This is a genomic window from Streptomyces sp. NPDC002306 (assembly GCF_053593435.1).
Map to the genome: position 1 here is coordinate 12,242 of NZ_JBSFCK010000055.1, position 17,793 is coordinate 30,034.

17 protein-coding genes are annotated in these 17,793 nt (G+C 70.6%); 3 read left to right on the forward strand and 14 right to left on the reverse strand.

Annotation, left to right across the window (positions count from 1 at the left end; all coding sequences use genetic code 11):
* Positions 1-77: 77 nt before the first annotated feature.
* The 5 genes from ACWCQK_RS38490 to ACWCQK_RS38510 all read right to left on the reverse strand — a co-directional run bounded on the left by ACWCQK_RS38490 (position 78) and on the right by ACWCQK_RS38510 (position 5,829).
* Positions 78-1,781: a uroporphyrinogen-III synthase gene (locus ACWCQK_RS38490; RefSeq protein ID WP_451163340.1), complete on the reverse strand. Its 1,704-nt coding sequence runs from the start codon at positions 1,779-1,781 to the stop codon at positions 78-80.
* The gene (hemC, locus tag ACWCQK_RS38495) at positions 1,778-2,734 is read right to left on the reverse strand and encodes a hydroxymethylbilane synthase (RefSeq protein WP_451163342.1); all 957 of its coding nucleotides are present in this window, start codon (positions 2,732-2,734) and stop codon (positions 1,778-1,780) included. The genes ACWCQK_RS38490 and hemC overlap by 4 nt, the downstream gene beginning before the upstream one ends.
* Positions 2,731-4,476, reverse strand: a complete 1,746-nt coding sequence (locus tag ACWCQK_RS38500) for a glutamyl-tRNA reductase (protein WP_451163344.1) — start codon at positions 4,474-4,476, stop codon at positions 2,731-2,733. Before ACWCQK_RS38500 ends, hemC begins: the two co-directional genes overlap by 4 nt.
* Complete coding sequence (locus ACWCQK_RS38505) at positions 4,473-5,237, reverse strand: redox-sensing transcriptional repressor Rex (protein ID WP_451163346.1); 765 nt, start codon at positions 5,235-5,237, stop codon at positions 4,473-4,475. The genes ACWCQK_RS38500 and ACWCQK_RS38505 overlap by 4 nt, the downstream gene beginning before the upstream one ends.
* A gap of 322 nt (positions 5,238-5,559) precedes the next feature.
* On the reverse strand, positions 5,560-5,829 hold the full coding sequence (locus tag ACWCQK_RS38510; protein ID WP_451163348.1) for a glutaredoxin family protein: 270 nt from the start codon (positions 5,827-5,829) through the stop codon (positions 5,560-5,562).
* Positions 5,830-5,944: 115 nt separating this feature from the next.
* Between ACWCQK_RS38510 and ACWCQK_RS38515 the strand changes: the two genes are divergently transcribed.
* The 3 genes from ACWCQK_RS38515 to ACWCQK_RS38525 all read left to right on the forward strand — a co-directional run bounded on the left by ACWCQK_RS38515 (position 5,945) and on the right by ACWCQK_RS38525 (position 9,471).
* Positions 5,945-6,859 carry an HAD family hydrolase gene (locus ACWCQK_RS38515; RefSeq protein WP_451163350.1) on the forward strand — a complete coding sequence of 305 codons (915 nt, stop codon included), beginning with the start codon at positions 5,945-5,947 and terminating at the stop codon, positions 6,857-6,859.
* 341 nt (positions 6,860-7,200) lie between these two features.
* Positions 7,201-8,004 (forward strand): ECF subfamily RNA polymerase sigma factor, BldN family, encoded by an 804-nt coding sequence (locus ACWCQK_RS38520; RefSeq protein ID WP_451163352.1) that lies wholly within the window; start codon positions 7,201-7,203, stop codon positions 8,002-8,004.
* Positions 8,005-8,241: 237 nt separating this feature from the next.
* On the forward strand, positions 8,242-9,471 hold the full coding sequence (locus tag ACWCQK_RS38525; protein WP_451163354.1) for a DUF5667 domain-containing protein: 1,230 nt from the start codon (positions 8,242-8,244) through the stop codon (positions 9,469-9,471).
* 150 nt (positions 9,472-9,621) lie between these two features.
* Here ACWCQK_RS38525 and ACWCQK_RS38530 read toward each other — a convergent pair whose 3' ends face one another.
* The 9 genes from ACWCQK_RS38530 to ACWCQK_RS38570 form a co-directional block, all read right to left on the reverse strand.
* Positions 9,622-10,689, reverse strand: a complete 1,068-nt coding sequence (locus ACWCQK_RS38530) for a lysophospholipid acyltransferase family protein (RefSeq protein ID WP_451163356.1) — start codon at positions 10,687-10,689, stop codon at positions 9,622-9,624.
* 14 nt (positions 10,690-10,703) lie between these two features.
* Entirely contained in the window at positions 10,704-11,765 is a 1,062-nt protein-coding gene (locus ACWCQK_RS38535; RefSeq protein ID WP_451163358.1) for an NAD-dependent epimerase/dehydratase family protein, read from the reverse strand.
* A gap of 244 nt (positions 11,766-12,009) precedes the next feature.
* Positions 12,010-12,108 (reverse strand): 30S ribosomal protein bS22, encoded by a 99-nt coding sequence (locus ACWCQK_RS38540; RefSeq protein ID WP_003948845.1) that lies wholly within the window; start codon positions 12,106-12,108, stop codon positions 12,010-12,012.
* 131 nt (positions 12,109-12,239) lie between these two features.
* Positions 12,240-12,449: a helix-turn-helix domain-containing protein gene (locus ACWCQK_RS38545; protein ID WP_093781815.1), complete on the reverse strand. Its 210-nt coding sequence runs from the start codon at positions 12,447-12,449 to the stop codon at positions 12,240-12,242.
* A 129-nt stretch (positions 12,450-12,578) separates the two neighbouring features.
* Entirely contained in the window at positions 12,579-13,394 is an 816-nt protein-coding gene (locus ACWCQK_RS38550; RefSeq protein WP_451163368.1) for a phosphatase, read from the reverse strand.
* Between the two features lie 408 nt (positions 13,395-13,802).
* Positions 13,803-14,975 carry an acetoin utilization protein AcuC gene (locus tag ACWCQK_RS38555; RefSeq protein ID WP_451163360.1) on the reverse strand — a complete coding sequence of 391 codons (1,173 nt, stop codon included), beginning with the start codon at positions 14,973-14,975 and terminating at the stop codon, positions 13,803-13,805.
* Positions 14,926-16,143, reverse strand: a complete 1,218-nt coding sequence (locus ACWCQK_RS38560) for an MFS transporter (protein WP_451163362.1) — start codon at positions 16,141-16,143, stop codon at positions 14,926-14,928. The genes ACWCQK_RS38555 and ACWCQK_RS38560 overlap by 50 nt, the downstream gene beginning before the upstream one ends.
* Before the next feature lie 66 nt (positions 16,144-16,209).
* On the reverse strand, positions 16,210-16,953 hold the full coding sequence (locus ACWCQK_RS38565; RefSeq protein WP_451163364.1) for a VC0807 family protein: 744 nt from the start codon (positions 16,951-16,953) through the stop codon (positions 16,210-16,212).
* A gap of 92 nt (positions 16,954-17,045) precedes the next feature.
* A complete protein-coding gene (locus ACWCQK_RS38570; protein ID WP_451163366.1) occupies positions 17,046-17,690 on the reverse strand; it encodes an HAD family hydrolase in 645 nt (214 codons plus the stop codon).
* Positions 17,691-17,793 lie beyond the last annotated feature (103 nt).

Below are 17,793 nucleotides of genomic sequence, written 5' to 3' on the forward strand. Positions count from 1 at the left end.
GACGAACGCCCCGCCGTCTCCCGGAGGGGACAGCGGGGCGTGTGCGCTTCAAGCACGCGAGGCGGGTGCCACCGGCGTCAGGTGGTCCGACGCCTCCGCGACCCCGGCCGCCGCTCGCTCGGCCGGGTCACCGGATCGCCCGCCTCCAGCGCGGCGGCCCTGCGGCGCAGGCCGAAGTCCGCCAGCGCCTCCGCGAGCTTGTGCACGGACGGCTCCGGAGCCATGACGTCGACCCGCAGCCCGTGCTCCTCGGCGGTCTTCGCCGTGGCCGGGCCGATGCACGCGATCACGGTCACGTTGTGCGGCTTCCCGGCGATGCCCACCAGGTTGCGCACGGTGGAGGACGATGTGAAGAGAACGGCGTCGAAGCCACCCCCCTTGATCGCCTCCCGGGTCTCGGACGGCGGCGGCGAGGCCCGCACGGTCCGGTACGCCGTGACGTCGTCGACCTCCCAGCCCAGCTCGATGAGCCCGGCGACGAGCGTCTCGGTGGCGATGTCGGCGCGGGGCAGGAACACCCGGTCGATCGGGTCGAAGACGGGGTCGTAGGGCGGCCAGTCCTCCAGCAGGCCCGCGGCCGACTGCTCGCCGCTGGGCACCAGGTCCGGCTTCACACCGAAGGCGACCAATGCCTTCGCGGTCTGCTCGCCCACCGCGGCGACCTTGATCCCCGCGAAGGCCCGGGCGTCGAGCCCGTACTCCTCGAACTTCTCCCGCACGGCCTTGACCGCGTTCACCGAGGTGAAGGCGATCCACTCGTACCGTCCGGTCACGAGCCCCTTGACGGCCCGTTCCATCTGCTGGGGCGTGCGCGGCGGCTCGACGGCGATCGTCGGGACCTCGTGCGGCACCGCGCCGTAGGACCGCAACTGGTCGGAGAGCGACGCCGCCTGCTCCCTGGTACGCGGCACGAGCACCTTCCAGCCGAACAGCGGCTTGGACTCGAACCACGACAGCTGGTCGCGCTGGGCGGGGGCGGAACGCTCACCGACCACGGCTATCACCGGCCGGCCGCCGTCCGGGGACGGCAGCACCTTCGCCTGCTTCAGCGTCTGTGCGATCGTGCCGAGGGTCGCCGTCCAGGTCCGCTGCCGGGTGGTCGTACCGCCGACCGTCACCGTCATCGGCGTATCGGGCTTGCGGCCCGCGGACACCAGTTCGCCCGCCGCGGCGGCCACCGAGTCCAGGGTCGTCGACACCACGACGGTCCCGTCCGACGCCCCGACCTCGGTCCAGCACCGGCCGGACGCCGAGCGCGCGTCGACGAACCGTACGTCCGCGCCCTGCGCGTCCCGCAGCGGCACACCGGCGTACGCGGGCACGCCGACGACGGCCGCGACACCCGGGACGACCTCGAAGGGAACGCCCGCGGCGGCGCAGGCGAGCATTTCGGCGGTGGCGTACGTATCGAGTCCGGGGTCCCCGGACACCGCACGCACGACCCGCCTGCCGCCCCGCGCGGCCTCCATGACAAGATGTGCGGCATCCCGCACGGCGGGGCCGCCAGCGGTTGTTGACGCACCGTCAACAACCGTCAGCTGAGGCGTGCCTGAGCCCGGAAGCGGTTCCGAAGAGGAATCCGTTTCCGTGTTCACGATGGCGACACCGGGTCTGGCGTGCGTGCGTACGACGTCGAGCACCTCGTACTCGGCGACCAGGACGTCCGCGTTCGCCAGCGCCTCGACGGCGCGCAGGGTCAGTAGTCCCGGATCCCCGGGTCCGGCACCGAGGAAGGTGACGTGCCCGTGTTCCGGACCGGCGGGAAAGGTGGTGGGGCTCACGCTTGCTCCCCCATCAGACCGGCCGCGCCCTGGGCGAGCATCTCGGCGGCGAGTGCGCGACCGAGCGCCATTGCCCCGTCGTGCGACTCGGGCACGGGACCGGTGGTGGACAGCTGCACCATCCGGGTGCCGTCGGTCGTGCCGACGACGCCCCGCAGGCGCATTTCCTTGACAATCTGCCCGTCGGCCAGAAGGTCGGCCAGCGCGCCCACAGGGGCGCTGCAACCGGCCTCCAGGGCGGCGAGCAGTGACCGTTCGGCGGTCACGGCGACCCGCGTGAGCGGGTCGTCGAGCTCGCCGAGCGCCGCGACGAGGTCCGCGTCGTCCGCGGCGCACTCGATCGCCAGGGCCCCTTGGCCGGGGGCGGGCAGAACCGTGTCGACCGACAGGAAGTCGGTCACTTCCTCGCTGCGGCCGATGCGGTTCAGGCCGGCGGCGGCCAGCACGACCGCGTCCAGCTCACCGTCCCGCACGAACCCGATCCGCGTGTCGACGTTCCCCCGGATCGGCACCGTCTCGATGTCCAGCCCGTGGCTGCGCGCGTAGGCGTTCAGCTGCGCCATGCGGCGCGGCGAGCCGGTACCGATCCGGGCCCCGCGGGGCAGGTCGGTGAACTTCAGGGCGTCCCGGGCGACGATCACGTCACGCGGGTCCTCGCGCACCGGGACGGCGGCCAGCGCCAGCCCCTCGGGCTGCGTGGTGGGCAGGTCCTTCAGCGAGTGGACCGCGAAGTCGACCTCGCCGCGCGTCACGGCGTCCCGCAGGGCGGTCACGAAGACCCCCGTGCCGCCGATCTGCGCGAGGTGCTCACGGGAGGTGTCGCCGTACGTGGTGATCTCGACGAGCTCGACGGGCCGTCCGGTCACCTGGCTCACGGCGTCCGCCACCTGCCCGGACTGGGCCAGGGCGAGTTTGCTTCGCCTGGTCCCCAGCCTCAGTGCCTTCTGACTCATGCTGGCCCTCGGTTCTTGGCGTTCATCTCGGTGCTGTCCTCGGCCCGGGAGACGGAGGCCACCGTCTCGGGGTCGAGGTCGAACAGGGTCCGCAGCGCGTCGGCGTACCCGGCACCGCCGGGCTCGGCCGCGAGCTGCTTGACCCGTACGGTCGGTGCGTGCAGCAGCTTGTCGACGACACGCCGCACGGTCTGGGTGATCTCGCCGCGCTGCTTGTCGTCGAGGCCGGGCAGCCGCCCGTCGAGCCGCGCGATCTCGTTCGCGACGACATCGGCGGCCATGGTGCGCAGGGCGACCACGGTGGGCGTGATGTGCGCGGCCCGCTGGGCTGCCCCGAAGGCCGCGACCTCGTCGGAGACGATACGCCGGACCTGGTCCACGTCGGCCGCCATCGGCGCGTCCGCGGAGGCCTCGGCGAGCGACTCGATGTCCACCAGGCGCGCCCCGGCCAGCCGGTGCACGGCGGCGTCGATGTCGCGGGGCATCGCGAGGTCGAGCAGGAAGAGGGCGGGCTCGGGGCGCGGCGCCTCGGCGACCGGCTCGGGCCTGCGGCGCTCGGGGACGCGGCCGACGGTGGCGGCGGCCGCGGCGAGCGCGGTGATCAGCTCGGCGTCGGCCTCGGGCGCGCTGCGCGGGGCCTCGCGGCGGTCGACGGTGCCGTTGTCGACCCAGGCCGCGTGCTGCTCCAGCGTCGCCGCGTCCATCCCGGCGACGGCCGCCTCGCCCATCACGGAGAAGCCGGACTGCGCGGCGGCCACGTCGAGCGGGCAGTTCTCGTCGACGCCCAGGGAGGCGGGCGGCAGCAGTCGTACGTCCGTACGAGCGTCGGCGCCGTCGGTACCCGCGTCGAGGCCGGCAGTCTCGGCCACCGGCTGTCCGGTACGGTCCCGCAGCGCGGCGGCGACGGCCTCCGCCGTGAGGACCAGTCCGGTCGCGCCGGTGCAGGACACGACGACATCGGCACGTGTCAGCTCGACCGGCACCGCGTCCATCGGTACCGCGCGGGCCAGCACGTCCGCGCCGTCGCCGTCGGTGCGCTGCCCGTGCTGCTCCTCGAGCAGGTGCGCGAGGCGCTCGGCACGGTCGGCGGTGCGGTTGGCGATCACGATCTCGCCGACCCCGGCGCGCGCGAGCGTGGCCGCGGCCAGCGAGGACATCGAACCGGCGCCGATCACCAGGGCCTTCTTGCCCCGGGCCCAGGTGCGGACGTCGGCGCCCCCGGACAGCTGCTCCAGGCCGAAGGTGACCAAGGACTGTCCGGCGCGGTCGATACCGGTCTCGGAGTGGGCGCGCTTGCCGACCCGCAGGGCCTGCTGGAACAGGTCGTTCACCAGGCGTCCGGCGGAGTGCAGGTCCTGCGCCTTGGCGAGGGAGTCCTTGATCTGCCCGAGGATCTGGCCCTCGCCGACGACCATGGAGTCCAGCCCGCAGGCCACCGAGAACAGCTGGTGGACGGCCCGGTCCTCGTAGTGCACGTAGAGATACGGGGTGAGCTCGTCGAGGCCGACCCCGCTGTGCTGGGCGAGCAGCGTGGACAGCTCGGCGACACCGGCGTGGAACTTGTCCACGTCGGCGTACAGCTCGATGCGGTTGCAGGTGGCGAGCAGCGCGGCCTCGGCGGCCGGCTCGGCGGCGACCGTGTCCTGGAGCAGCTTGACCTGGGCGTCCGTGTGCAGCGAGGCCCGCTCCAGCACGCTGACCGGGGCACTGCGGTGGCTCAGTCCCACGACGAGGAGACTCATGCCGGCATCACGGCGGGAACGTCCCCGTCGGGTCCCTGTTCGGTGGACGCCTTGCGGGCGGCGGCGGCCGGGGCGGCGCCGTCGCCGGCCGCTGCCTCCTCGCCGGCCTTGCGCTGCTCGTGGAAGGCGAGGATCTGCAGCTCGATGGAGAGGTCGACCTTGCGCACGTCGACACCGTCGGGGACGGTCAGCACGGTCGGCGCGAAGTTCAGGATGGAGGTGACCCCGGCGGCCACGAGCCGGTCGCAGACCTGCTGGGCGGCACCGGCGGGCGTCGCGATCACACCGATCGACACGCCGTTGTCCTTGATGATCTTTTCCAGCTCGTCCGTGTGCTGGACGGGGATCCCCGCCACGGGCTTTCCGGCCATCGCCGGATCGGCGTCGATGAGCGCCGCGACCCGGAAACCACGGGAGGCGAACCCGCCGTAGTTGGCCAGAGCGGCTCCGAGGTTACCGATACCGACGATCACAACCGGCCAGTCCTGGGTCAGCCCCAGTTCGCGGGAGATCTGGTAGACGAGATACTCGACGTCGTAGCCCACACCGCGCGTTCCGTACGAACCCAGGTAGGAGAAGTCCTTGCGCAGCTTCGCGGAGTTGACCCCCGCCGCGGCCGCGAGCTCCTCGGAGGAGACCGTGGGTACCGAGCGCTCCGACAGTGCGGTCAGCGCGCGGAGGTACAGCGGAAGCCTGGCGACGGTGGCCTCGGGAATCCCTCGGCTACGGGTCGCCGGTCGGTGAGTTCGGCCAGTTGCCACGGTGCTCCTGCGGGTAGAGCGGGGCTGTGGGCGGTCACACGTACCCAGACCGCCCCGTCGACAGAAGGCTATGTCTTTGTGAACGCGTGCACAAAGATGGTGTCCGATTTGCCCGGCCAACGTGACCGGGGTCACGCACCCTCGCCGCAGGCGTGGGGAACCGGCACACAGACACCACCGTTCCTTCTTTACCGGGGGCAAAACCGCACACTCTCCTCACGAATCCCGCCCCCGAGACCAAGTCGCCGTCGATCCTAAGCGACTTTCCCCGCCACTTGGACTGGTCGGTCAGTGCTGATCGGTCAGTGCCGGTCGGCCGGCACTAGTCGGTCAGTGCTTTGCGCAACCGCCGCTCGTCCACCCGCCAGAAGGTGTGCTGCCTGCCGTCCACGAGGACGACGGGAATCTGCTCCCAGTACTGCTCATGGAGTTGGGGGTCCTGAGTGATGTCCTTCCCCTCCCAGGACACGCCCAGATCACCGCAGACCTTCTCGATCACCAGTTGTGCGTCGTCACACAGATGACACCCCGGCTTGCGGATGAGGGTGACCACGCGCTCCTGCGGGGACTTGCGCCGAAACATGGGACTCATGTCGTCCATTCTCGCGCCCTCGCGGTCAGTTCTTTAACTGCTCGGTCGCGGAGAGTTCACACCCTTCAAACCTCACGACTCCGGAACCACCGAACAGACTGGCTATGCTCACGCCATGGCCGCTCTCGGATGGCTCACTCCCCGTAGGCGCTCCGCCACGGCGCGGAGCGTGTTGGCAGGCGAGGCCTCGGCGGAGGCGGCGCGCAAGTCGTCACCGTCGGAGGTCTCCGACCAGGAACCCGAATTCCCGGTGCTCGGCGACGAGAAGGCCGCGGCGTTCTTCGACCTCGACAACACCGTGATGCAGGGCGCCGCCCTGTTCCACTTCGGACGGGGTCTGTACAAACGGAAGTTCTTCGAGACCCGCGACCTCGCGAAGTTCGCCTGGCAGCAGGCGTGGTTCCGGCTGGCCGGCGTCGAGGACCCGGAACACATGCAGGACGCCCGCGACTCGGCCCTGTCGATCGTCAAGGGCCACCGTGTCTCCGAGCTGATGTCGATCGGCGAGGAGATCTACGACGAGTACATGGCCGAGCGCATCTGGCCCGGCACCCGCGCCCTCGCCCAGGCCCACCTGGACGCGGGCCAGCGGGTGTGGCTGGTCACCGCGGCCCCCGTCGAGATCGCGGGGGTGATCGCCCGTCGCCTGGGCCTCACCGGCGCGCTGGGCACGGTCGCGGAGTCCGTCGACGGCGTCTACACCGGCAAGCTGGTCGGCGAGCCGCTGCACGGCCCGGCGAAGGCCGAGGCGGTCCGCGCGCTGGCCGCCGCGGAGGGCATCGACCTCGCCCGCTGCGCCGCCTACAGCGACTCCCACAACGACATCCCGATGCTCTCCCTGGTCGGCCACCCCTACGCCATCAACCCCGACGCCAAGCTCCGCCGACACGCCCGGACCCTCGACTGGCGCCTGCGCGACTACCGCACGGGCCGCAAGGCGGCCAAGGTCGGCATCCCGGCGGCGGCGGGCGTGGGCGCGGTCGCGGGGGGCACGGCCGCGGCGATCGCCCTGCACCGCAGGCGCCGATAGGGGAGCCGCGACACGCACGTGGACGGGGGGTGCCGGGAATTCCGGCACCCCCGTCCGGCGTCGCGGCCGGTCGTCGCGCACGGGGTTTACCGACCCGGCCACAACACGCCCGGACCTACCCCCAACTCGAAGATTTACGATCAACAACCTTTCACTATGCGGCACTTGAACAGGCGTCAATCGGTTACAGAAGCGACGTAATCGATGATTTGAGCAACTGGGTGTAGCAGTGCCTGCACGAAGCGTTATTCTCCTCAAACGCAAACCGGTACCCCTCCGTCGCTACGACGGGTGAACGGTCCCGCACTGCACGTGATGGAAGCTCTGCCTCTGGGAGTCCCGTGTACCCACACGTCGGGGTTGACGCCTCGGGCCTGGCTACGCTGCGCGCAACGGTCGCTACGGTCAAAGATCTGTTGCGCGACTTCGTCCCCACCGCGTCCGTCGTCCCCACCGCGTCCGCAGTCCCCGCCTTCGCCGCCGCCATCCCCGTCGGCCCGTGCTACGCACTGGCCGACGGCGGCGCCGCGGTCGGCAGACGGGGACGTTCGACGGGCTCCGGCGCCGGCACCGCACGCCGTCCCGCCGCCGACAGCGACAGCGCCCGCATGATGGACCTCGTCGAGCGCGCCCAGGCCGGTGAGGCCGAGGCGTTCGGGCGGCTCTACGACCAGTACAGCGACACCGTGTACCGGTACATCTACTACCGGGTGGGCGGCAAGGCGACCGCCGAGGACCTCACCAGCGAGACGTTCCTGCGCGCCCTGCGCCGCATCGGGACGTTCACCTGGCAGGGCCGCGACTTCGGCGCCTGGCTGGTGACCATCGCCCGCAACCTGGTCGCCGACCACTTCAAGTCGAGCCGCTTCCGGCTCGAGGTGACCACCGGCGAGATGCTCGACGCCAACGAGGTCGAGCGCTCCCCCGAGGACTCCGTCCTGGAGTCCCTCTCCAACGCCGCCCTGCTCGACGCCGTGCGCCGGCTCAACCCCCAGCAGCAGGAGTGCGTGACGCTCCGCTTCCTCCAGGGCCTCTCCGTCGCCGAGACCGCCCGCGTGATGGGCAAGAACGAGGGCGCCATCAAGACCCTCCAGTACCGCGCCGTCCGCACCCTCGCCCGGCTCCTCCCGGACGACGCCCGCTGAACCGGCGCACACCGACAGCAATCACCAACTCACGTTCAGTGAAAGACCGTTGACTTCGCGATCCGATCATCCGTCGTCCGTAACCCAAGTGCCACGCCGCTCGTTGTGCGGGATGCAGGCTCCCTGTGGTCACACGCTGGCCGGCTTCGATCACGCGTTCGCGTGGACGAGGTCAGGGCGTGCGACCCCCAGGACCCCCTGGGGAGCCGACCGTCATGACGAGAGGAGGTGCCGCCAGTGATCGCGAACGTATCGGCGCACCGGCGGGCGAACGCCTTCGCCCAGGCCCTGGAGGAGCTGTCCGACCTGGGCACGGCGGCCGAGCAGCCCGAAGGACCGGCTCCGTCCCCGGCTGCTGCGGAACAGACCGAGCGGGGTCAGCTGCTGACCCTCGCCACCGGTCTCGGCACGCTGCCCAAACCGGAGCTCGACCCCGAGGTCAAGGTCGTCCAGCGGGCCCGGTTGGTGGCCGCGATGGAGACCATGCTCCAGGAAGGCACGCTGGGCGGAGGGGCGACGGACGCTTCGGTGCCCGAACAGCGCTCCCGGTCCCGGGGCGCCCACCGGGCGACCACGCTGGGCAAGTTCCGGCCACGCTCACGGCTGGCCAAGGGCCTCACCGCGGGCGGACTGAGCGTCGGCGTCGCCGCCGGAGCCTTCGGCGGTGTCGCCGCGGCCAGCTCCGACGCGCTGCCCGGCGACTCGCTCTACGGGCTCAAACGCGGCATCGAGGACTTCAAGCTCAACCACCTGTCCGACGGGGACGACGAACGCGGCCGTTCCTATCTCGACCAGGCCTCGACCCGGCTGAGCGAGGCCCGTCGGCTGATGGACCGCGGCCGTGGCGGACACCTCGACCACGAGTCCCTCGGCGAGGTCCGGCGCGCCCTGTCCGGCATGCAGCACGACGCCACCGAGGGCCACCGGCTGCTGCACGCGGCCTACGAGCGCGACCCGGAGTCCCTGGGCCCCATCCAGGCGCTCTCCGCCTTCTCCCGCTCCCACCGCGAGGCCTGGGGCGCGCTGCGCGAGCAGCTCCCGCTCCAGCTCGGCGATGTCAGCGACCAGGTCTCGTCGGTGTTCGACGCCATAGACGAAGAGGTCGCGCCGCTCCAGTCCCTGCTCCCGCAGCCCCCGGCCCGCACCGGCGGAGGCGAACGGCAGGGCTCCGGCCCGGCGTCCACCGGATCGTCCGGTTCCCACCGGTCGAGCACGCCCAGCGCCGGCGACAGCACCACCGACACCGGGCACTCCCACACCGGCAGCCCCAGCAAGTCGGCCGGCACCGGCGGCGAGAGCGACGGTCTGCTCGGTGGCAGCACCGGCGGCCTGCTCGACCCGCCCAAGGACACCGGCAGCGCGTCACCGTCGACGAGCCCGTCGACCGGCGAGCCGGACGTCACCCTCCCGCCGCTGCTCCCGGGCCTGCTGCCCGGCCTGGGCATCGACAGCGAGGACGCCGACTAGGGCGGATGCGGTACGGCATGGGGGCGCCCCTCTCGGGAAGGGCGCCCCCATCGCCGTACACCGGCGTCGGCCGGGCCACTCGGAAGCACTCCGAACGAACCCGGATGAACCCCGATGAACTCCGATGGACTCCGATGAACCCGAAACAACTCAGAAGAACACGGACCGGCGCTGCACCAGCAGCTTGTACAGCGTGTGCTGGATCTGCTCCCTGACCTGGTCGGTCAGGTTGAACATCAGCATCGGGTCCTCGGCCGCCTCCGGCGGATAGCCGTCCGTGCGGATCGGCTCGCCGAACTGGATCGTCCACTTCGTCGGCAGCGGGACCGCGCCCAGCGGGCCCAGCCACGGGAAGGTCGGCGTGAGCGGGAAGTACGGGAAACCCAGCAGCCGGGCCAGGGTCTTGGCGTTGCCGATCATCGGGTAGATCTCCTCCGCCCCGACGATCGAGCACGGGATGATCGGCGTGCCCTGCCGCAGCGCCGTGGAGACGAAGCCGCCGCGGCCGAAGCGCTGGAGTTTGTAGCGCTCACCGAAGGGCTTGCCGATGCCCTTGAAGCCCTCCGGCATCACCCCGACCACCTCGCCCTGGGCGAGCAGCCGTTCGGCGTCCTCGGCGCAGGCCAGGGTGTGACCGAGCTTGCGGGCCAGCTCGTTGACCACCGGCAGCACGAAGACCAGGTCGGCGGCGAGCAGCCGCAGATGCCGGCCCGCCGGGTGGTGGTCGTGCACGGCGACCTGCATCATCAGGCCGTCCAGCGGGAGCGTGCCGGAGTGGTTGGCGACGATCAGGGCACCGCCCTGGGCCGGGATGTTCTCGATGCCCTTCACCTCGACCCGGAAGTACTTCTCGTACAGCGGCCGCAGCAGCGACATCAGGACCTGGTCGGTGAGCTCCTCGTCGTAACCGAAGTCGTCGATCTCGTAGTCACCGGTGAGGCGGCGGCGCAGGAAGGCCAGCCCGCTCGCCACCCGGCGTTCCAGGCCGCCCTCGGCGTGGTCCTGCGGCTTACGGAGCGGCTTTTCCTCAGGCGTCACGGGAACATCATCCTGTGCCACCGACGCGGTGGGCAGGGGCTGGACCTGCTGGACCTCACGGACCAGGCCCGCCTCGGCGCCCTTGCGCCGGTTTCCGGCGCCCCGGCGCCGCGGTGGCCGCGGCACGGCGCTCCCCCGGGACCGGTCGTCGTCGAACGGAATGACCTTGGCGTCCGCCATCGTTGGTGCGCTCCTCAGTTGGCGCTCGGCGTCGGGGTGTGGCCGCTGCCCGCGACGGGCAGCGCCGCGATCCGGTCGACGGCCCCCGCGAGGGCCTCCGGCGGCAGCAGTCCGGGTCCATGGCTGCGGGCGAAGTCCGCGAACGTTTCTGCGGTCGAGTACTTCGGCGTGAATCCCAGCGTCTCGCGCATCTGGTCGGTCGACACGACCCGGCCGTGGGTGAGCAGCCGGATCTGCTCGGGCGAGAAGTCCGTCATGCCCAGCGTACGCACCAGGGAGCCCGCCCAGGTGACCGCCGGCAGCAGCAGCGGCACCGTGGGTCGGCCGAGCCGGCGGGAACACTGGGAGAGCAACAGGACGCCGTCTCCGGCGATGTTGAAGGTGCCGCTGTTGAGCGTGCCGCGGGCCGGCTCGTGCGAGGCGATCCGCAGCACCTCGATCACGTCGTCCTCGTGCGCGAACTGCAACCGCGGGTCGTAGCCGAACACGGTCGGCAGTACGGGCAGCGAGAAGTACGACACGAGCGGCGTCTCCGCGGTCGGGCCGAGGATGTTGGCGAACCGCAGGACGCAGACGGCCACATCGGGCCGCCGCCGCGCGAAGCCCCGTACGTACCCCTCGACCTCTACCGTGTCCTTCGCGAAGCCGCCGCTGGGCAGCGACTTGGGCGGGGTCGTCTCGGTGAAGACGGCCGGGTCGCGGGGCGCGGACCCGTAGACGTTCGTGCTGGACTTCACGACAAGGCGTTTGACGGTCGGCGACTTCTGGCAGGCACCGAGCAGCTGCATGGTGCCGATGACGTTGGTCTCCTTGACCGTGGTCCGGCTGCCGCTGCCCAGCGCGGTGGCCGTGACATCCAAGTGGACGACCGTGTCGGCGTTCGTCTCGGCGAGCACGCGCGCTATGGCGGGCTGCCGGATGTCGGCCCGGATGAAGTCGGCGCCGCCCAGATGGTGCTCGGGTGCGACGGCGTCCACGGCGATGACCCGGTCCACCTGCGGGTCACGCTGGATGCGCCGTACGAACCGGCCTCCCAGTTGACGGGCCACACCGGTCACGAGCACGACCTTGCCCAAGATCAGCGCCTTCCTTCCAGAGCTCGTACCCTGCCCAGACCTCGTACATTGCCGCGTTCCCCGTCTGCGGCCAACCTAGCGGGTCGATGTTGCGCTGTGATGACCCCCCGATGCACGAAGTGACGGCAAGTGTCGTGAAACAGCGGTTCCCGATACCCGTTCCGGATACCGGTCCCGGATATGACTGTGGCCCCCCACCGGTTGGGCGGGGGGCCACAGTGAAACGCTCTCGCGAGCGCGTCGCCTACTTCTTGTTGCGACGCTGAACGCGCGTGCGCTTGAGCAGCTTGCGGTGCTTCTTCTTGGCCATCCGCTTGCGCCGCTTCTTGATAACAGAGCCCACGACTACCCTCGCTCACTTCTCATCACTCGGTGCTGGGCGCCATGGGCCCATACGACCTACGAGGGGCTAGCCTACCCGCCCGAGCGCTGAGGTCGTAATCGAGGTGTTCCGGGCTGTTCCCGGAATCGCCGTCAGGCCGTCTCCACCCCCACATAGCTCTCGCGAAGGTACTCGTGAACCGCTTGCTCCGGGACTCGGAAGGACCTCCCCACCCGGATCGCGGGCAGATGACCGCTGTGCACCAACCGGTACACGGTCATCTTCGACACTCGCATCACCGAGGCGACCTCCGCCACGGTAAGGAACTGAACCTCGTTCAGAGGCCTCTCGCCAGCTGCCATGACACACCTGAACCTTCCGCACTCGACGGTCACCGGCTTCCCCTTCCGGTGACTCTTCGTCGTTGCGTGCTCACTCCCCAGACTAGGGGCGTGTGATGCGAGTGGGGAAGAGGTGCACCCATCGGCGGCCTACTGTGACAGACACGCTCGATTGAGTACGTAGCGGGTCAGCGGACGGTAGTAATCGGATCGCACGGCGTCATCAAGTGGAACGGCGACGGACACGGACCCCTCGGCCTCCCCCACGAAGAGCGCGGGGTCGTCGGTGTCGGCCAGCCCGATCACCTCGAACCCCAGCTGACCTGCCCCGCAGACCCAACCGTGGTCCCCGATGACCAGCTCCGGGAGGGGCCCGCCGGCCTCGGCCGCCCCGGCCAGAACGGTACGAACCGGGAGCGGCGAGTGCGTGTGTGCGCCGGGCTCACAACCGGGGTGTTCGACGCCGGGTTCCCGTACGAGCGCGACTCCCTGTACGTAGTCGAGGTTGTACGTGCGTAGACCGAACCGGGTCGTTATGTCGACACAGCGACCCTTCGCTGGGGTGAGGACGGTACATCCGGCCGCCGACAGGGCGTCCGCAAGAGCGACGTAGAACCCGAGCAGGCGATGCGGATGCCCGGTGCCGAGAAGCACGGGGGCACCGCGCAGAGCGACCGCCGCGAGCCGATCCGCGAAGGCGTCGAGAGCGGCCAGCGTCCGCTCCGGGTCGATCACATCATGCCCGGAGACACATCCGGGGTCGGCGGAAACCCCACACTTGTCCGCCATCAACTCGATCAGATCCCGCTGCGACCAAGACCATTCGGGATCGAGCCCGATCAGCACGCGAGGGTCACGCGCGGCGAACAACCGATAGCTCCGCAGACTCTCCTCACGGGAGGTGGCCACGGGCCCGGCCAGCCGCGCCGCCAGCAGATGGGCCCGCAGAGCCCCGACGCTCAACACGAACCCGATGCTGACAAACCCCCCGCCCCCCAACCCCGGAAACCCCCCAAACACCCCACACATGGCCTAACCCCACCCCCCGCAGGGTCACCCCCTCAGGAGCACGAGGAACCGCGCACCCAACCACAACCAACCCGCGGAGGAGGCACCACATCCCCCCCATCAGGGGCGCGGGGAACTGCGCGCCCAGCCACAACCAACCCGCGGACGAACCACCACATCACCCCCCTCAGGGGCGCGGGGAACTGCGCGACCAGCCACAACCAACCCGCAGCCGAACAACTACGCCATCCCCCCAGGGGCGCGGGGAACTGCGCGACTCACCCCAGCGGCCCCGCAGCCACACAACAACCCCAGCAACCCCGACGGCCCCGACGCCCCCGACGCCCCCGACGCCCCCGTCAACCCCTACGCCAACAACCCCCGCAACGGAAACACCGCCCGCCGCGCAGCCAACACCGCCTGGTCCAGCCGATCCGCAGGGTCATACCCCGCCTCCCACGCGGCCCAAGACACCGGCCACCGCCCATCGGTCATCCGCCGCGGCGCCAACTCCCGCGTCCGAGCGAACACTTCCTGCCGCCACCCTTCCGGAATCACCGTCTCGGGAGCGATCTCCCGCCCCGCCGCGATGGCCACGAGATGCGTCCACGACCGCGGCACGACCTCCACCACCGCGTACCCGCCCCCGCCCAGCGCGACCCACCGCCCGTCGGCGTACTCGTGCGCCAGCTCGTGGCACGCCACCTGCACCGCCCGCTGCGCGTCCAGCGACACGGCGAGATGCGCCAGCGGATCCTCGAAATGCGTGTCTGCCCCGTGCTGCGACACCAGCACCTGCGGCCGGAAGTCCGCGAGCAGCTCCGGTACGACCGAGTGGAACGCCCGCACCCACCCCGCGTCCCCGGTCCCCGCCGGCAGCGCCACATTGACCGCCGACCCCTCGGCGACGCCCGCCCCGACCTCCTGCGGCCACCCCGTCTGCGGGAACAGCGTCCGCGGATGCTCGTGCAGCGAGATCGTCAGGACCCTCGGATCCTCCCAGAACGCCGCCTGCACACCGTCGCCGTGATGCACGTCCACATCCACGTACGCGACCCGCTCGGCACCCAGCTCCAGCAGCCGCGCGATCGCCAGCGCCGCGTCGTTGTAGATGCAGAACCCCGACGCGGACCCGGGCATCGCATGGTGCAGGCCGCCCGCGAAGTTCACCGCGTGCAGCGCGTCTCCGCGCCAGACGGCCTCCGCCGCGCCCACCGACTGCCCCGCGATGAGCGACGACACCTCGTGCATCCCGGCGAAGGCGGGATCGTCCATCGTGCCCAGCCCGTACGACGTGTCCGCCGCCGCGGGATCCGCCGACGCGGCCTTGACCGCCTCGACGTAGTCCTCCCGGTGCACGAGCCGCAACGTCGACTCCCCGGCCGACTTCGCCGCCACCACGTCGACGTCCTTGTCGAGCCCGAAGGCGTCGACCAGTCTCCGGGTCAGCGCGAGCCGGACCGGATCCATCGGATGGTCCGGACCGAAGTCATAGCCCGTTACTGCCTCGTCCCACATCAGCTGTGCGCGGCCGCTCATGCCCGCCACCGTATCGGTCAGGTTGAGCGGCGAACGACTTGGCGTACACCAACGTCACCAGCACCAACACCATCGGTACGAGCATCGCCCCGCGGTAGCTCCAGGCGTCTCCGATCGCCCCCACCAACGGCGAACCGATCAGGAAACCCACGTAGTTGAAGATGTTCAGCCGTGCGATCGCCGCGTCCGACGCCCCCGGGAACAGCCGCCCCGCGGCCGCGAAAGTCTGCGGCACGAGCACGCACAACCCCAGCCCCAACAGGGTGAACCCGAGCATCCCGACCCACGCCCCGGGAGCCCCGGCCACCACGGCGAACCCGACCGCGGCCACCAGCGCCCCCAGCCGTACGACCGCCGCGGCCCCGAACCGCCGCACCCCGAAGTCCCCGATGGCCCGCCCCAGCAGCGTGGTCACCATGTACACGTTGTAGGGAACGGTCGCCATCTGCTCCGAACTCCCCAGCACGTCCTGGAGGTACTTCGCACTCCAGTTGGAGACGGTCGAGTCCCCGATGTACGCGAAGGTCATCACCAGGCACAGCGGAAGCAGCAGCTTGAAGACCAGCCCGCCCCCGGCACCCTCGGCACCCCCCGCGTCCGCGGGCCCGGACTCCCCGTCGACGTACCACCGGCTCCCGACCAGCGCGGCCGGCAACAGCACGGCGACGACCGGCAGATACGACACCCACAGCGCCAGGTGCCAGTGCGCCCCCATCCACGCCAGCGAGGCGCCGACGATCCCGCCCAGGCTGTACACGGCATGGAAACTGAGCATGATGCTGCGCCCGTACGTCCGCTGGAGGCTCACCCCGAGCATGTTCATCGACGCGTCGAGCGCACCCACCGCCAGCCCGAACGCGGCGAGCGCGATCCCCAGCTCGACCATCGTGTCCCCGGCCCCGACGCCCAGCAGCGCCAGCAGCACGACGGGCTGGGACCAGCGCAGCAGCACACTCGGCGGTATGCGCTTCACCAGCTGTTCGGTCGTCACACTGCCCACGCCGGCGAGGATCGGCACCGCGGCGAGGAAGGCGGGCAGCAACGCGTCGGAGACGCCGTACCGGTCCTGGATGGCGGGGATGCGCGTCACGAGCAGGGCGAAGGCGGCGCCCTGGGCGAAGAAGCTGAACGCCAACGAGGCCCTACCGCGCCGCAGCACATCTGTCATGGCGGCGAGCGTAGGGCCCCGGGCTACCTGTGGGTAGATCAAGCCAAAGATGAATTTCCCTCAGCTTTACCGCGCGGTGGCCACCATGGGGACAGCGGTGGGACGGGCGGTGGAGGTGGCGGCCGGGGCCGGGAGGGTCGCCACCGCGCCTTCGGACCTCGCCTCGACGATCACCATGTGCGCCATCCGGCCGGCCGCCAGGGCGCCACTGAGCAGGAACCCCAGGACCATCGACACGATCAGGATCACGGTGCCGAGCCAGACCATGGTGTCCACGGGCAGCGTGTACGCGCCCACGACCCGCACGGCACACTCGGCGAGCAGCACCACACCCCACACGAGCGAGAAGACCCGCTCGGCCCGCCGGAAGGCCGGGGACCCCGCCTGGAGCCGCGCCCAGGCGGCCTCACGCCCGGCGTCGCCCTTCACCAGCCAGGGCTTCATGCCCTCGGTCATCATCGGCTTGCCCAGCGCCACGGAGACCAGGATGCCGACCCCGATGACGCTGCTGACTCCGCTGTCCTTGGCGAGCATCAGCCGCGGGTCACCGGCGACGAAGCTCAGCACCAGCGTCATGACGTTGACGCAGAGGATCAGTGCGGCGAAGGCGTTGAGCCGCCGCTCCCTGACCACGCCCCACACCGTACGCACGGCCGGCGCCACGCTGCTCAGGCCGAGCGCCATCAGGGTGCTCATCCCGAACGCGTCCTTCAGCAGGTAGTACGACCCGATGGGCACCGCCACGTCCACGAGGAGCGGCACGAAGTTGGCGGCCTTGCTCTGGCTCCGGCTCACGGTGTTCGTCGTCATGCCCTCAGCTTCCCGCCCCGACCCGGTCCGCCGGTAGGAACGATCGTCCGGGGCTCCGCATGACAAATGTCAGTGCGCCGAGCTGCCCCCGGTCATACCAGCAGGTCGGCCAACTCGGCCGGACTGGTGAAGAGTCGGGTGGCCCCCGCCAGCCGCTCCGCGGGCGTCATGGCCGTGAACCCGTACACGTCCATCCCCGCCGCGACGGCCGCCTGGACGCCGAGGGGGCTGTCCTCGATCACCACACACTTCTCCGGCGTGACCCCCATCCGCTCGGCCGCGTACAGGAACAGGTCCGGTGCCGGCTTCCCCCGTCCGACGTCCTGTGAGCTGAACACCCTGCCCTCGTCGAACCAGCGGTCGAGCCCGGTCGTGCGATGCCCCACCCGGATCCGCTCATGGCTTCCCGACGACGCGACACAGTAGGGGACACCGTCCGCCGTCAGCGTCTCCAGTACGTCGACGACACCGGGCACGGGCTTCAGCTCCCGCTCGAAGGCAGCGAACACCCGCGCGTGGAAGACATCGTCGAAGTCCGTGGGAAGTCGCCGGCCCGTGCGCTCCTGGATGAGGTCGTGGACCCGGTGCATCGCGGATCCCATGTAGTCACGGATGGAGTCCTCGTACGAGGTGGGATGGCCGATCTCGGTCAGATAGGCGGCCAGCAGCCGGTTGGAGATCGGCTCGCTGTCGACGAGGACGCCGTCATTGTCGAAGATAACCAGGTCATAGCGCATGGCCCCGAGCCTAAACGCAGAAAACCCCCGGCCGGTTATCCCGGCCAGGGGTTCTCTCACAATTTGTTCGGCGGCGTCCTACTCTCCCACAGGGTCCCCCCTG